Raw genomic sequence first — 13,671 nt, 5'->3', positions numbered from 1 at the left:
GCGTCAACATGCAGTTCGAGCCGCTTCCCGTGCTGCGGCAGGGTCTTCGGCGGCGAGGGCCGCGGTTGCGGCGTGGCGGCATTGGTCGAGGGTCACGGTGGCCAGGCGAGCGCCGACGGCGGGCAGCGCAGCGGTTGCCGCTGACAACGACGTGATGCCGAGACCGGTGAGAACGCAGGCCAGCAAGGGATCCGCTGCGGCCTCGCCACAGACGCCGACGGGTTTGCCGGCCACCTGACCGGCGCGGGCGACCTGTGCCACCAGTGCGAGGTGCGCGGGCTGCCACGGGTCGGTCAGGGTGGCGAGCTCGGGCGACAGCCGGTCGGCAGCCATCGTGTACTGCGTCAGGTCATTCGTGCCGATCGACAGGAAGTCCACGTGCTCCAGTACCCGGTCGGCGAGGAGAGCGACCGCGGGTACTTCGACCATCACGCCGGCGACCAGGCCACGGCTGCGGGCGCGCTCGGCGAAGAACCGTGCGTCCGCGACGGTGGCGACCATCGGGGCCATCACCCACGGCAGCTCGCCCGTCCGTTCCGCGGCCTTGGCGATCGCGTCCAGTTGACGGTCCAGGATGCCCGGATCGGCGAAGGCGAGGCGGAGCCCGCGTACGCCGAGCGCCGGGTTCGGCTCGTCGGTCGCGCCGGTGAATGCGAGCGGCTTGTCCGATCCGGCGTCCAATGTCCGTACGACGACCTTCCGGCCCGCGAAGGCGCGGAGTACCTCGGCGTACAGGTCGGCCTGCTCGGCGACGGTCGGTTCGGTCTCCCGGTTGAGGAAGGCGAGCTCGGTCCGGAAGAGTCCGACACCTTCGGCCTGGCTTTGGGCCGCCTGCTGGGCGGACGGCCCGTCCTGCACGTTGGCGAGGATGCCGACCGGGTGACCGTCGGCCGTACGGCCCGGGCCGTGCCATGACGCCGTCACCGCACGCTGGTCGGCGGCGGCCCGGACCGCTGCCCGAGCCGTGGTCTCGTCGGGCTCGATGAGGATCTCGCCGGTGTCGCCGTTCACCAGAACCGGCGTACCCACTCCGATCTCGGGGAGATCGGTGACCGCGACAACGCAGGGGATCCCGAGTTGCCGGGCGATGATCGCGGTGTGGCTGGTCGGCCCGCCGAGCCGGGTCGCGAGGGCCACGGTCAGCTCGTCGAGGCCGGCGGTGTCGGCGGGGGAGAGGTCGTCGGCGACGAGCACGGACGGTTCGGTGGGATGCGGTACGCCGGGCTCCGGCTGGCCGGTGAGCTCGGCGACGATCCGGTCGCGGATGTCGTGCAGATCCGTGACGCGCTCGGCCATCAGGCCGCCGAGCTGGGTGAACAGCGCGGCGAACTGATCCGTCGCCGCCGCGCACGCATGCACGGCGTCGGAGCCGGCCTGGATCCGCTGAGCGGCCGCAGCGCTGAGCCCACGGTCCCGCGCCAGGTCGGCGGTCGCACTGAGCACCTCGGCGGCCGCGCCGGCCGCCAATCCCGCGCGCTCGGTCAGCCGGGTGGCGACGGTTGCCGCGGCGGCGTCGTACCTGGCGATCTCAGCGGCCCGATCCTCCTCGGCGACGGTCGTCGGGGCCGGGATCGCGGGGCGCGGTTCCGGACGGATCACCGGGCCGTAGCCGACACCCGGTACGACGGGAACGCCCTTCGCAATGTGGTTCATGACGGGTCCTCAACCTCCGGTGGATTGCCAGGACGTTACGAACAGAGGTCTTGACATGTCAATAGATCGGGCGTAAAACCAACTGAAACAACACAAAATCCCAACGAAACACAGATCTGGAGTCGATATGTACGCGGAGGAGCGGCAGGCGGCGATCGTGGGCAAGGTCCGTGAGCAGGGCCGGGTCACGGTCAGCGGCATCGCGGCCGACCTCAGCGTCACCACCGAGACCGTGCGCCGCGACCTCGCCCAGCTCGAGCGGGCCGGCCTGCTCCGCCGCGTCCACGGCGGCGCGGTCTCCACCACCGCGCTGACCGTGATCGAGCCCGGTGTCGCCGAGCGCGACGCCACCCAGGCGGACCAGAAGGACCGCATCGCGAAGGCCGCGGTCGAGCTGCTCCCGGGCAGCGGCGGCAGCGTCCTCCTCGACGCCGGTACGACGACCGCCCGCATCGCCTCCCTGTTGCCCGTCGACCGTCGGCTCGTGGTGGTCACGAACGCGGTGCCGATCGCAGCCCGGCTCGGTGGGTCGGACAGCATCCGGCTGCACCTGCTCGGCGGCCGGGTCCGGGGCGAGACTCAGGCGGCTGTCGGCGATCAGACTGTCCGATTGTTGACAGACCTACGGGTCGACCTGGCCTTCATCGGGACCAACGCGCTGACGGTCGACCACGGCCTCACCACCCCGGACCCGGACGAGGCCGCTGTCAAGCGGGCCATGGTCGCCGCAGCGCACCAGGTCGTCGTGGTCGCCGACTCGGCCAAGATCGGTCGCGAGCACCTGGTCCGGTTCGCGTCTCTCGACGAGGTCGACGTACTGGTCACCGATGACGGGATCGACCCGGCGGTGGTCCGCGAGCTCGAGGCACGCGAGGTAGAGGTGGTGATCGCATGATCGTCACGCTGACCGCGAATCCGAGTGTCGACCGGACGATCGAGCTCGCCGGCGAACTGCGTCGCGGCGAGGTCCAGCGCGCGATCACCGTTCGCAGCGAGCCGGGTGGCAAGGGCGTGAATGTCGCCCGGGCGCTCACGTCGGCTGGTGCGCCCGCGATCGCGGTGCTGCCGGCCGGAACCGACGACCGGATGCTGGCCGCGCTGCGCGACCAGGCTGTGGCCTACCGAGCGGTCGACGTACCGCATCCGGTGCGGGTGAACGTGACTGTCGTCGAGCCCGACGGTACGACGACCAAGCTCAACGAGGCTGGGATGCCACTCACCCAGACTGTGCTCGACGCATTGGTCACCGCCGTCCTGCGGGAGGCCGTGGACGCCCGGTGGGCAGTCCTGTCGGGCTCACTGCCGCCGGAGGTGCCTGCCGACTGGTACGTCGACCTGGTCGCGGCACTGCGTGAGCAGGGATGCGCGGTAGCCGTCGACACGTCCGGCGAGCCGCTGCGGGCGGTCGCATCGGCGGCTGTGCAACCGGATCTGCTCAAGCCGAACGCCGAGGAGCTCGCCGAGCTCACCGGGTACGACGTGGCGCGCCTCGAGGCCGACCCGTCGTTCGTCGCCGACGCGGCCCGGGCCCTGATCGCTCGTGGCGTCGGAGCTGTGCTCGCGACGCTCGGTCGTCATGGCGCGGTGCTGGTCGACGGCTCGGGTACGGCGTTGCTCGGGAAGGCCGAGGCCGTCGTACCGATCAACACCGTCGGCGCGGGTGATGCCACCCTGGCCGGCTACTTGCTTGCCGATCTGGCCGGAGCGGGGCCGGCCGATCGGTTGCGTCAGGCGGTGGCGTTCGGCGCCGCCGCGGTCCAGCTCGCCGGGTCCGCGATGCCGCGGCCCGACGATCTCCGTCCTGCGGGCGTCAGCGTTGTCGCCCTGGCTCCGCGTTCCGTCGCGACCCCACGCGGCTGAGAGGAACCCCCATGTCCCAGATCATCCAACCCGAACTCGTCGTACTGGACGAGAACCTCGGCAGCACGTCACAGGATGTGATCCGGCAGCTAGCGTCGCGGGTGGTGGCCACCGGCCGCGCCACCGACGTCGAGGGCCTGTACGGCGACGCGCTGGCCCGTGAGGGTCAGGCGGCGACCGGGCTGCCCGGCGGGATCGGCATCCCGCACTGCCGATCGTCCTTCGTCACCGAGCCCACCCTGGCGTTCGCCCGGCTGAACCCGGGCGTCGACTTCGGCGCGCCGGACGGACCGGCCGATCTGGTCTTCCTGATCGCCGCTCCGGCCGGAGGGGATGCCGACCATCTGACCTTGCTGACGGCGCTGGCGCGTTCGCTGGTGAAGCCCGAGTTCACCGCATCGTTGCGCGAGGCAACATCTGCGGACGAGGTGGTCGCCCTGGTGCAGTCGGCGGTCGCGCCCGCGGCCGAGCCTGCCGCGGCCGAGCCTGCCGCGGCCGAGCCTGCCGCGGCCGAGCCTGCCGCGGCCGCTCCGGCTGCGCAGCGGCAGATCGTGGCCGTCACGGCTTGCCCGACCGGTATCGCGCACACCTACATGGCGGCGGACTCCCTGGTGGCCGCCGGCGAGCGGGCCGGCGTGAAGGTACTGGTGGAGACGCAGGGTTCCGGCGCCTCGACACCGCTCGGCGCGGACGACATCGACTCGGCGGAAGCCGTGATCTTCGCGACCGACGTCGGGGTGAAGGACCGCGGCCGGTTCGCGGGCAAGCCCGTGGTCGCGTCCGGGGTGAAGCGGGCGATCAACGAGCCGGACGCGATGGTCGCGGACGCGCTGGCGGCCGCGGCCGATCCGGATGCTCCCCGGGTCGAGGCCGGCGCGTCCGGCCCGCCCCGGAGGGACGCCCGCTCCGGCGACGTGTCCTGGGCCGTGCGGATGCGGCAGATCCTGCTCACCGGCGTGAGCTACATGATCCCGTTCGTCGCGGCCGGCGGCCTGCTGATCGCGCTCGGCTTCCTGTTCGGCGGCTACAAGATCAACGCGTCCGCGACCGACATCGTGGCGAACAACTCGCTGGCGAACCTGCCGAGCGGTGGCCTCGCGCAGTACCTCGGTGCGGTGCTGTTCAGTCTTGGTGCGCTCGCCTTCGGATTCCTCGTTCCCGCACTGGCCGGCTACATCGCGTTCGCCATCGCGGACCGGCCCGGGATCGCGCCGGGCTTCACCGTCGGTGTGGTCGCGACAACCGTCGGCGCCGGCTTCATCGGCGGTATCGTCGGCGGCCTGCTGGCCGGCTTCGCCGCCCTGTGGATCAGCCGGCTGAAGGTGCCCGCCTGGGGCCGCGGGCTGATGCCGGTGGTGGTGATCCCGCTCGGTGCGACGCTGATCGCGGGCGGGCTGATGTTCCTGGTTCTCGGCCGGCCGCTGGCCGCGATCACCTCGGGTCTGGAGAGCTGGCTGAACGGCCTGTCCGGGTCGTCGGCGATCGTGCTCGGCATCGTCCTCGGCCTGATGATGGCCTTCGACATGGGCGGTCCGGTGAACAAGGCGGCGTACGCGTTCGCGACCGCCGGTCTGTCCGTCGACAACCCGGCCTCGCTGAAGGTGATGGCCGCGGTGATGGCGGCCGGGATGGTGCCGCCGCTGGCGATGGCGCTGGCGACCGCCGTCCGCCCGAAGCTGTTCAGCACCGCGGAGCGCGAGAACGGCAAGGCCGCGTGGTTGCTCGGGGCATCGTTCATCACCGAGGGCGCGATCCCGTTCGCGGCCGCCGACCCGCTGCGCGTCATCCCGTCGATCATGCTCGGCTCCGCCGTCACCGGTGCGGCCGTGATGGCGGGCGGCGTCACCCTGTCCGCACCGCACGGCGGCATCTTCGTCTTCTTCGCCATCGGCCACATCGTGTGGTTCGTCCTCGCACTGATCGCCGGTGCGGTGGTGGCCGCGGCCACGGTGGCGCTCGCCAAGCAACTCGGCCGCAAACCCGCCACCGCTCAAACTCCTACTGCTGTCACGGTCTGAGAGGAACATCCAATGTCCAGCACCACCATCACCGTCGGCTCGTCCGTGGGCCTGCACGCCCGTCCCGCTGCGGTGATCGCAGCCGCTGTCACCGAGGCCGGCGTACCGGTCACGCTCGCCACGAACGGCGGCGCACCGGTCGACGCGGGGTCGGCCCTGCTCATCATGACGCTCGGCGCGAAGTGTGGCGATGACGTCACCGTGACGTGCGACGACGACGCGGTCCTGCGCAAGGTGGCCGACCTGGTCGCCGCCGACCTGGACGCCTAAGTCTGGGTCAGCTGCCTGCGGATCGCCTCGAGGTCGGCGGCGATCGAGGCCTCGCGGTCGCGGGTGCTCGCCTTGTACGACGCCAGCTCCGCGGCGGTCTCGTTCGCCTTCTCCTTCAGCCCGGCGATCTGGACCTCGGCATCGGCCTTCGCCTGCGCGGCCTGAGTACGGGCCTGCCAGAAGCGAGCGGCGGCGTAGCCCAGGATCACCAGGCCGATGACGATCCAGAACGGGTGCAGGAGGCCACCCAAGCCGGCAGCCACCGCCAGACCGGTCGCGGCGATCGCGATCGGTCCGCCCAGCGCCCGCACTGTCAACGGCGGCGCCTCCGCGTTGATCTTGGCCACCGCAGCCGCCAGCGACTGCGGGTCCGGACCATCCGGAAGCACGGTGACCTCGCGCCGGCCGGAGGCGCAGACGACCTCGGTCGGGACGAGGGTGTTCGCGGTCCTGGCCAACTCCTCGGCGTCGGTCAGTACGCCGTCCGCCACCACTCGCAACGCGGTCGCAGACAGATGTGGCTCGTCGTCGCGGCGCAGGTCGGCCCGGAGCAGGTTCTCGATCGTGTCGACCGGGTCGGTGATCGCGCCCGTCGCGGCCGCGGTGTCGGTGATCCGGCTGCGCAGCTCGGTGACGCGGGCCAGCGGCTCGCGCTCGGGCTCACTGCCCTCGGAGATCAGCAGCCGCAGTACGGCGGACGCGCTGTCCGGGTCGGGTTCGCCGTACGCGAGTTCACGGTCAGGCTCGCGTGCGGCGGTATCGCCGGCGATCGTCTCGACGGCGGCCTTGAGCTGGCCGAGCCGGGCCCGGGCGTTCCGCGCCGTGGCGATCTCGGTGAAGTCCGGACCGGCGAGCCGGACCAGCTGAGCCCGGCTCACGACGGTGTCGAGCCAGGTCAGGCCTTTGACCTGCTCCTGCAACCGCCCGACGATCAGCGTGAGACCGTCCGCGCCGAGTCCACCACGGGCACCGGTGGACCACAACGCGCGCTGCAACCGGGTGGCCTTGCCGTCGGCCGGCGTACCGAAGGCTGTCTCCAGCCAGGTCGTGCGGACCAGGTCGCGCCGACCCAGCGCGGCCAGCGCCAGGCAGAGGAAGGCCGACGTACGGGCCTGGTCGAGAGCCATTGCCTCGGACAACGGTCCGTCCGGCAGCTCGGTGACGTCGCTCGACAAGCTGTGCAGCGTCGCGACGGCCGGCTGCAACCAGTAGTTCGCGACCTTCGGCCCGGGAGCCGGCGGCTGCTGACCGGACGCGAGTGCGGCCAGCACCTGGCCGGCATGCCGCCGTACCTCGGCCGCGTCGGCGAACCCGATCAGCTCGTAGCGGATGTCGGACAACTCCACGAAGGCATCGAACGCATCGCTCAACTGCCGCAGCCGCGAATCCAGACTGCCCTGCAGTTGCGACACCTTCGACCGCAGACTCGACGCCTCGGAGAGCGCGAGCGACATCTCACTCCGCAGCTCCTCGAGCTCCCGATCCTGCCGCCGCTCCACGTACCAGTCCGACATCCACCACTCCCGTCACCCGACCCAGCCCCCCAAGCATCCCGCCTCACAGGGTCGTCACCGCCCCCGGTGGTTGAGATGGGGGTGAGGGGGAACCAGGCGATCGGGGCGTCTGGAAGGAGAAGCTGATGAGTGTGAAGTTGAACGAGCGGGCGTTCGAGCATGCCAAGAAGCTGGTGAAGGACGGGAAGTTCGTCGCGGACGAGCGGGACGACTGGAGTGAGGACCAGCCGTCGACGGACGAGGAGAACGAGTACCTGGACAAGCAGGGGTGGAAGGACTACGGGTTGTGGTACCTGGGTGTCGACGACGAGATGGGGGACGACACCAAGGGGCACTACAAGTTTCCGTACGGCGACTTCGGGAAGGTCCATCGGTGTGGTCTGCTGGCCGCCGAGTCCCGGGCCGCGCAGCAGGGGTACGACGACATCGACCGGGCGGTGGCCCACCTGCACGGCATGATCGACCGCGGTTGAGCACGGAGGCGCTGTGAGCCTTTCCCGGCATGTGGTGACTGGTGTCAGTACGGCGAAGTCGGAGCCGAGTACATCCGGGCTCATGCCGCAACTCGCGGCCGTGTCCACTGAGGCCTCACCGCATGCCTGGGGCGCGCCGCTCAAGACGTTGTACGCGGCCCACATCGCAGCCGGCCTGGGAAACGTCGCGATCATCGAAGGCGTGCCCGGTCACACCCTCGGCACCGACGGCGACGGCTACGACCTGTCCAACGGCCACCTCACCCTCTCCGACCGTCCCGGCTTCGGCATCCCTTGGCGGGCTGAACAGCTGAGGCTGCAACGAAACGTGCCCGGCGGTCGTCCATAGTGGGAGGTGATCGGGATGCGGAAGGTCGGTTTGGGCGTCATCGTCGCGGTGGCGGGCCTCTTGGTTGCGTGTGGCGACGAGTCTGGAGCGGAAGGACAACCGATGACCAGCAGCAGCACACCGAGCGGCGGCACACCGAGCAGCAGCACACCGAGCCCTGACCCGACAGGCGGGCCGGTCGAGCGGGCCAGGACTGACCTCGCCAACCGGCTCGGTGTCGACCCCGGTCAGGTCACGGTGGTCAGCTCCAGCGAGGTCACCTGGCCCGACGGCAGCCTTGGCTGCCCGCAGCCCGGCATGGTCTACACCCAGGCCCTGATCGACGGCTCACGCATCATCCTCGAAGCCGGCGGCAAGCAGTACCACTACCACTCCGGCGGCTCGCGCCCGCCGTTCCTCTGCGAGAACCCGTCAGGCTGAGCGCGAGGTGAGCGCCGGGACGTCGGCCTCGTTGACGAAAGCGTCCCGCGGCCGCTGTACCGAGGCCAGCGACACGATGTCCCGCCCGTAGAGCGCGGCGGTCAGCCAAACGGCGAGTACGCGCATCTTCCGGTCCCAGGTTGGCACCGCCAGGACGTGGTAGCCGCGGTGCATGAGCCAGGCGAGGAAGCCCTTCACGACGATCCGCTTGTACTGGAAGATCCCCGTGCCGAGCCCGAGGGTGGCGACCGCACCCAGGGTGTGATGGACGTACTTCTTCGGCTCCCGGCCCCGCAGCGTCCGCACCAGGTTCTTCGCCAGCAGCTTCCCCTGCCGTACGGCGTTCTGCGCATTGGGCACTGTGAGCGAGCCCGCCACTGGCGACGCGAGGTCGGGAATCGCCGCGTCGTCGCCCGCCGCCCATGCGTCCGGCACGGACTCTGTCTCGGTGCCGACGCGAAGGTCGGCCCGGGTGTGGATCATTCCACGCCGGGTGACCGGGAGGTCGGTGTGGCCGCGGACCAGCCGGGTCGCGGCGTTGCCGGCTGTCCAGACGATCAGGTCCGAGGCGAACGTCGTACCGTCGGACAGCACGACCTGACCGTCAGCGGCCGACTCGAGCGTGGTGTCGAGATGGACCCGCGCGCCGCGGCGCTCGAGCATCGAGCGCACCCACTGCGCCGGGCCGTCACCGACTTCCGGCAGGATGCGGTGGCTCGCCTCGACCAGGTGGAAGGCCAGGTCGGCCGGCGTGAGCTCGGGGTAGGACTTGAGCAGGGCGTTGGCGAGGGCGAGGAGCTCCGCGAAGCCTTCGACACCGGCAAAGCCGCCGCCGACGAAGGTGACGGTCAGCAGGCGTTGCCGCTCCGGACCGGGCGGGAGGACGGACGCCTCGTCGAACGCGGTGAGCAGGCGGTCGCGAATCGCCACCGCCTCCTCGACGTGCTTCATGCCGATAGCGCGTTCGGCCACACCGGGCAGGTCGAGCGTCCGCGTGACCGCACCGGCGGTCACGGCGATGATGTCGTACGGCAGCTCGAAATCAGCCCCTTGGACCGGATGGACCGTCACCACGTGCCGGGCGTGCTCGATCGAGGTGACCGCCCCGGCGATGATCTTGGTCCGGCGCAGGTTCCGCCGCAGCGAGATCGCGGCGTGCCGTGCCTCCACGGATCCGGACAAGACTTCGGGAAGGAACGGCTGATAGGTCATGTACGGCCGCGGATCGATCACCACGACCTCGGCTTCACCCGTGCGAAGTTTCTTCTCCAGCTTCCACGCCGCATAGAAACCGGCGTACCCGCCGCCGACCACTACGATCCTGCGCACCTTGCCTCCTCTGTCTGTTCACTAGGTAGGACAAGACAGCCGGCCGATTTGTGACGAGAGAGTGAGACGTGACAGACAGGCGGGGTGTGACAGCGGTGACAGTCACAGACCGGTGCGCTGAGTTGTCCTAGGTGTAGACCATTGCCACGAGTCAAAGGAGACTTGATGAAGACCACCGAGCAGCAGATCGCCACGTCCGTCCTGGTGATCGGAACCGGTGGTGCCGGGCTGCGCGCCGCGATCGAGCTGGCCGAGCAGGGTGTCGAGGTGCTTGCTCTCGGCAAACGCCCGCGGGCGGACGCACACACCTCGCTGGCCGCCGGGGGCATCAACGCGGCGCTGGCCACGATGGACTCCGAGGACACCTGGCAGCAGCACGCCGCGGACACCCTGCAGGAGAGCTATCTCCTGGCGAACCCGATCACGGTCCGGATCGTCACCGAGGGAGCGGCCCAGGGCATCGCCGATCTGGAGCGCTACGGCATGCCGTTCGCCCGGGAGGCCGACGGCCGGATCTCGCAGCGCTTCTTCGGCGCCCACACCTACCGGCGGACGGCGTTCGCGGGTGACTACACCGGCCTCGAGATCCAGCGGACGCTGATCAACCGCGCGGTCCAGTTGGGCGTCCCGATCCTGGACACGGTCTACGTGACCCGCATCCTGGTCCGCGACAACACCGTGTTCGGCGCGTACGGCTTCGATCTCACCACCGGGCGGCGGTACGTCATCCACGCCGACGCGGTGATCCTCGCCGCCGGCGGGCACACCCGGATCTGGCGGCGTACGTCGTCGCGTCGTGACGAGAACACCGGTGACTCCTTCCGGCTGGCGGTCGAGGCCGGTGGGCGGATCCGGGACCCCGAACTGGTCCAGTTCCACCCGTCCGGCCTGATCGAGCCCGAGAACGCGGCCGGGACCCTGGTGTCCGAGGCGGCCCGTGGTGAGGGCGGTCAATTGCGCAACGCGCTGGGGGAGCGGTTCATGGCCCGGTACGACGCCGAGCGGATGGAGCTGTCCACCAGGGACCGGGTCGCGCTGGCGGCGTACACGGAGATCAAGGAAGGCCGCGGTACGCCGAACGGCGGTGTCTGGCTCGACGTGTCGCACCTGCCGCGGGAGACGATCATGCGCCGGCTGCCGCGGGTCTACCAGACACTCCTCGAGCTGCAGATGCTCGACATCACCAAGCAGCCGATCGAGATCGCACCGACCGCGCACTACTCGATGGGCGGTGTCTGGGTTCGTCCCGAAGACCACGGGACCGGCGTCGACGGGCTGTACGCGATCGGTGAGGCGGCCAGCGGCCTGCACGGTGCGAACCGCCTGGGCGGCAACTCGTTGATCGAGCTGCTGGTGTTCGGCCGGATCGTCGCGGAGGAAGCGGCGAAGTACTCGATCGGCCGGCAGTCGCAGCTGCGATCCGCGCAGGCGATCGCGGAAGCCCGGGCCGAGGTCGACGCGCTGCTGGCAGCTGACGGTGAGGAGAACGTCCGGGCATTGCAGCGGGCGCTGCGCGACACGATGACCAACCGGGCCGGTGTCGTCCGGGACGAGGCCGGACTGCTGGCCGGCCTCTCCGAGCTGACCGAGATCGAGGACCGGATGACGAGGATCGGCGTGCACCCGGATATCGCCGGCTTCCAGGATCTGGCCCACGCGTTCGACCTGAAGGCGTCCGCGCTGGCTGCCCGGGCCACCCTCGACGCCGCCCTCGAACGCCGCGAGTCCCGCGGCTGCCACAACCGCTCCGACTACCCCGACCTTGACGAATCCCTCCAGGTCAACCTGGTCTGGTCCGGCGCCGGCTCGGTGCAGCGCGAGGAGATCCCGCCGATCCCGGAGGAGCTCCGCAAGCTCATGCGCGACGACATCTCCACCGAGGGGAAGCTGGTCGAGTAGCCGATTGCCCGGTGGTGGTTGGTCATGGGGCCCTCCCGCCCTGGACTGAGGAGCGCGTTGGCGGTCGATGAATACCTCAAGCCGTTGGCCGAATCCCTCACCGCGCGATTCGGCCGCCGCTTCGACCTCCAGGACATCGACCACGCCGCTGACTTCCTGGACTCCGGGCTGCTCAACCTGCCGGCCATCGTCCTTCGTCAGCTGGGAAAGCGGGGTTTGATAGTTGCATCCCACGAGTGTGATCGGCACCACACCGCATAGGCCAGGCACGCGACTGCCAGGACCGGCAGGGCGACCAGCGTCGGATTCACCCAGACCGGCACCAGGTCATAGCCCGCGTGGCACTTGTCATGCAGCGGAAACCACTGCCCGTACTCGTCGAGATTCGCCCGGCGGTACTCCGCGTCGTACCGCTGCCCATCGGCATGACACGCCTCCTCCGGATCCAGGCTCGCCCCCGCTAACGCCCCGACGAGATAGACGACCCCCATCCCGAGGACCAGCAGGATCGCCGTCCCGGCGAACCATCCGGCGCTGCGCCACCACCGCCCGCCCACCAAGGCCCGCACCCACAACCACACCGCACCCCCGGCCAGCCCCACGACCACCAGCATGAACAGCACGAGACCCACTGGCTGCCCCCTCCTTCGTCCGATCCGTCGGCAGCCTACCGCGATCGAGAGTCATTGGTTGCCTGTTGACACTCGATAGGTGATCATCGATTATCGATAGGTGACCACGGCTCAGGACCGACGCGACCGATGAGCACAAGCGACGTACTGGTGGTGGGAGCCGGGCTGGCGGGGCTCCACACCGCCACGATGCTGGCTGAGCAAGGCCACGACGTGTTGCTGGCTGAGCGTCGTACCAGCCTGACAACCGCGATTCGCACCACGGGCATCTTCGTACGGAAGACACTCGACGACTTCGCTTTGCCCGCCGAGTGTCTCGGGCCACCGATTCGCCGCGTGGTGCTGTATCCGCCTGATCTGCGCCGGCCGGTGACGTTGATCAGCGGCCGGGACGAGTACCGGGTGGGTGACATGGCGCCGCTTTACGTGGCCGCGGCCGAGCGCGCGACCGCAGCCGGCGTACAGATCGCACTGGGCACGCGCTACGCGGGTCGGCGCGGTGACGTCTTTGTCTTGGTCGATCGCGATGGGCCGTTGCAGGTACGGGCGCGGTACGTCGTCGGAGCTGACGGAGCGCGGTCAGGGGTGGCGCGCGACCTCGGGCTGGAGCGCAACCGGCATTTACTGGTCGGGGCCGAAGAGGTGTTTGCCATTACCCGAAGTGAGGAGCCGCCGACGTTTCACTGCGTACTCGATCCCTCGCTTGCTCCGGGGTATCTGGCGTGGGTGGTCAACGACGGGCAGCACGCTCACGTAGGAGTTGCCGGGTACGGCGATCGGTTCCCGGACGGTCTGCGTAAGGCTTTGGAGCGATTCGGCAAGGAAGCGCCGGGGCTGCCTGGGACGGACCGTCCGGTCGAGGTGGAACGGCGGGGCGGTCCGATTCCGGTCGGTGGTCTGCTGCGGCGGATCAGTTGTGCGGAGGGACTTCTCGTGGGCGATGCGGCCGGGGCGGTCTCGCCGCTCACGGCCGGCGGTCTTGATCCGTGTCTGCGATTGTCCTCCCTCGCGGCCCGCGCACTCGATGACGCGCTGCGAGGTGAGCGGGGTGCCTTGGATCAGTACGACGGGGCCGCTTTGCGTGCGCACTTCCGCGGGCGGCTCTTGTTGCGCAGAGGCTTGGCTCAGGTGCGGACGCCTGCTGCTGCCTCGATGGGGTTCCAGCTCCTGCGCACACCACTCGGGCAATCGGCGGCTCGCCGGATCCTCTTCGGTGACAGGTCTTTCCCCACCAGCGAGTGATCTAGGGTGGGA

13 protein-coding genes are annotated in these 13,671 nt (G+C 70.0%); 9 read left to right on the top strand and 4 right to left on the bottom strand.

The window, feature by feature from the left end:
• Positions 1-3 precede the first annotated feature (3 nt).
• Positions 4-1,653, bottom strand: coding sequence for a putative PEP-binding protein (locus tag AB0F43_RS22185; protein ID WP_360479762.1), 1,650 nt, complete (start codon positions 1,651-1,653; stop codon positions 4-6).
• Between the two features lie 127 nt (positions 1,654-1,780).
• On the opposite strand from AB0F43_RS22185, the gene AB0F43_RS22180 reads away from it, so the two are divergent.
• From AB0F43_RS22180 to AB0F43_RS22165, 4 genes are read left to right on the top strand one after another with little or no spacing between them, the layout of a single operon-like run.
• Positions 1,781-2,548 (top strand): DeoR/GlpR family DNA-binding transcription regulator, encoded by a 768-nt coding sequence (locus tag AB0F43_RS22180; RefSeq protein ID WP_360479759.1) that lies wholly within the window; start codon positions 1,781-1,783, stop codon positions 2,546-2,548.
• A complete protein-coding gene (locus AB0F43_RS22175) occupies positions 2,545-3,513 on the top strand; it encodes a 1-phosphofructokinase family hexose kinase (protein ID WP_360479756.1) in 969 nt (322 codons plus the stop codon). The genes AB0F43_RS22180 and AB0F43_RS22175 overlap by 4 nt, the downstream gene beginning before the upstream one ends.
• Positions 3,514-3,524: 11 nt before the next feature.
• The gene (locus AB0F43_RS22170; RefSeq protein WP_360479753.1) at positions 3,525-5,531 is read left to right on the top strand and encodes a fructose-specific PTS transporter subunit EIIC; all 2,007 of its coding nucleotides are present in this window, start codon (positions 3,525-3,527) and stop codon (positions 5,529-5,531) included.
• A gap of 12 nt (positions 5,532-5,543) precedes the next feature.
• The gene (locus tag AB0F43_RS22165) at positions 5,544-5,801 is read left to right on the top strand and encodes an HPr family phosphocarrier protein (RefSeq protein ID WP_360479750.1); all 258 of its coding nucleotides are present in this window, start codon (positions 5,544-5,546) and stop codon (positions 5,799-5,801) included.
• Here AB0F43_RS22165 and AB0F43_RS22160 read toward each other — a convergent pair.
• Positions 5,798-7,315, bottom strand: coding sequence for a hypothetical protein (locus AB0F43_RS22160; RefSeq protein WP_360479747.1), 1,518 nt, complete (start codon positions 7,313-7,315; stop codon positions 5,798-5,800). The two genes, AB0F43_RS22165 and AB0F43_RS22160, sit on opposite strands and share 4 nt — an antisense overlap.
• Before the next feature lie 125 nt (positions 7,316-7,440).
• Between AB0F43_RS22160 and AB0F43_RS22155 the strand changes: the two genes are divergently transcribed.
• The 3 genes from AB0F43_RS22155 to AB0F43_RS22145 all read left to right on the top strand — a co-directional run bounded on the left by AB0F43_RS22155 (position 7,441) and on the right by AB0F43_RS22145 (position 8,557).
• On the top strand, positions 7,441-7,788 hold the full coding sequence (locus AB0F43_RS22155; protein ID WP_360479743.1) for a hypothetical protein: 348 nt from the start codon (positions 7,441-7,443) through the stop codon (positions 7,786-7,788).
• Positions 7,789-7,801: 13 nt separating this feature from the next.
• Positions 7,802-8,137 carry an enolase C-terminal domain-like protein gene (locus tag AB0F43_RS22150; RefSeq protein WP_360479740.1) on the top strand — a complete coding sequence of 112 codons (336 nt, stop codon included), beginning with the start codon at positions 7,802-7,804 and terminating at the stop codon, positions 8,135-8,137.
• A 102-nt stretch (positions 8,138-8,239) separates the two neighbouring features.
• A complete protein-coding gene (locus AB0F43_RS22145; RefSeq protein WP_360479737.1) occupies positions 8,240-8,557 on the top strand; it encodes a hypothetical protein in 318 nt (105 codons plus the stop codon).
• Here AB0F43_RS22145 and AB0F43_RS22140 read toward each other — a convergent pair.
• Positions 8,549-9,886, bottom strand: a complete 1,338-nt coding sequence (locus AB0F43_RS22140; RefSeq protein ID WP_360479734.1) for an FAD-dependent oxidoreductase — start codon at positions 9,884-9,886, stop codon at positions 8,549-8,551. The two genes, AB0F43_RS22145 and AB0F43_RS22140, sit on opposite strands and share 9 nt — an antisense overlap.
• A 165-nt stretch (positions 9,887-10,051) precedes the next feature.
• Between AB0F43_RS22140 and AB0F43_RS22135 the strand changes: the two genes are divergently transcribed.
• A complete protein-coding gene (locus tag AB0F43_RS22135) occupies positions 10,052-11,785 on the top strand; it encodes an FAD-dependent oxidoreductase (RefSeq protein WP_360479731.1) in 1,734 nt (577 codons plus the stop codon).
• Between the two features lie 197 nt (positions 11,786-11,982).
• On the opposite strand, the gene AB0F43_RS22130 is transcribed toward AB0F43_RS22135, so the two are convergent.
• Positions 11,983-12,417 (bottom strand): hypothetical protein, encoded by a 435-nt coding sequence (locus AB0F43_RS22130; protein WP_360479728.1) that lies wholly within the window; start codon positions 12,415-12,417, stop codon positions 11,983-11,985.
• A 129-nt stretch (positions 12,418-12,546) separates the two neighbouring features.
• Here AB0F43_RS22130 and AB0F43_RS22125 point away from each other — a divergent pair, with 129 nt between their 5' ends.
• Entirely contained in the window at positions 12,547-13,659 is a 1,113-nt protein-coding gene (locus AB0F43_RS22125) for an NAD(P)/FAD-dependent oxidoreductase (protein ID WP_360479725.1), read from the top strand.
• Positions 13,660-13,671: the final 12 nt, after the last annotated feature.

The organism is Kribbella sp. NPDC023972 (assembly GCF_040639075.1).
In the GTDB taxonomy this organism is placed as follows: Bacteria; Actinomycetota; Actinomycetes; order Propionibacteriales; family Kribbellaceae; genus Kribbella.
This window is presented reverse-complemented; position numbering and strand designations above follow the sequence as displayed.

Coding starts and splice junctions, on each gene's coding strand:
- AB0F43_RS22125 (WP_360479725.1), top strand. CDS start 12,547: ATGAGCACAAGCGACGTACTGGTGGTGGGAGCCGGGCTGGCGGGGCTC.
- AB0F43_RS22145 (WP_360479737.1), top strand. CDS start 8,240: ATGACCAGCAGCAGCACACCGAGCGGCGGCACACCGAGCAGCAGCACA.
- AB0F43_RS22170 (WP_360479753.1), top strand. CDS start 3,525: ATGTCCCAGATCATCCAACCCGAACTCGTCGTACTGGACGAGAACCTC.
- AB0F43_RS22175 (WP_360479756.1), top strand. CDS start 2,545: ATGATCGTCACGCTGACCGCGAATCCGAGTGTCGACCGGACGATCGAG.
- AB0F43_RS22160 (WP_360479747.1), bottom strand. CDS start 7,315: ATGTCGGACTGGTACGTGGAGCGGCGGCAGGATCGGGAGCTCGAGGAG.
- AB0F43_RS22135 (WP_360479731.1), top strand. CDS start 10,052: ATGAAGACCACCGAGCAGCAGATCGCCACGTCCGTCCTGGTGATCGGA.
- AB0F43_RS22185 (WP_360479762.1), bottom strand. CDS start 1,653: ATGAACCACATTGCGAAGGGCGTTCCCGTCGTACCGGGTGTCGGCTAC.
- AB0F43_RS22165 (WP_360479750.1), top strand. CDS start 5,544: ATGTCCAGCACCACCATCACCGTCGGCTCGTCCGTGGGCCTGCACGCC.
- AB0F43_RS22180 (WP_360479759.1), top strand. CDS start 1,781: ATGTACGCGGAGGAGCGGCAGGCGGCGATCGTGGGCAAGGTCCGTGAG.
- AB0F43_RS22155 (WP_360479743.1), top strand. CDS start 7,441: ATGAGTGTGAAGTTGAACGAGCGGGCGTTCGAGCATGCCAAGAAGCTG.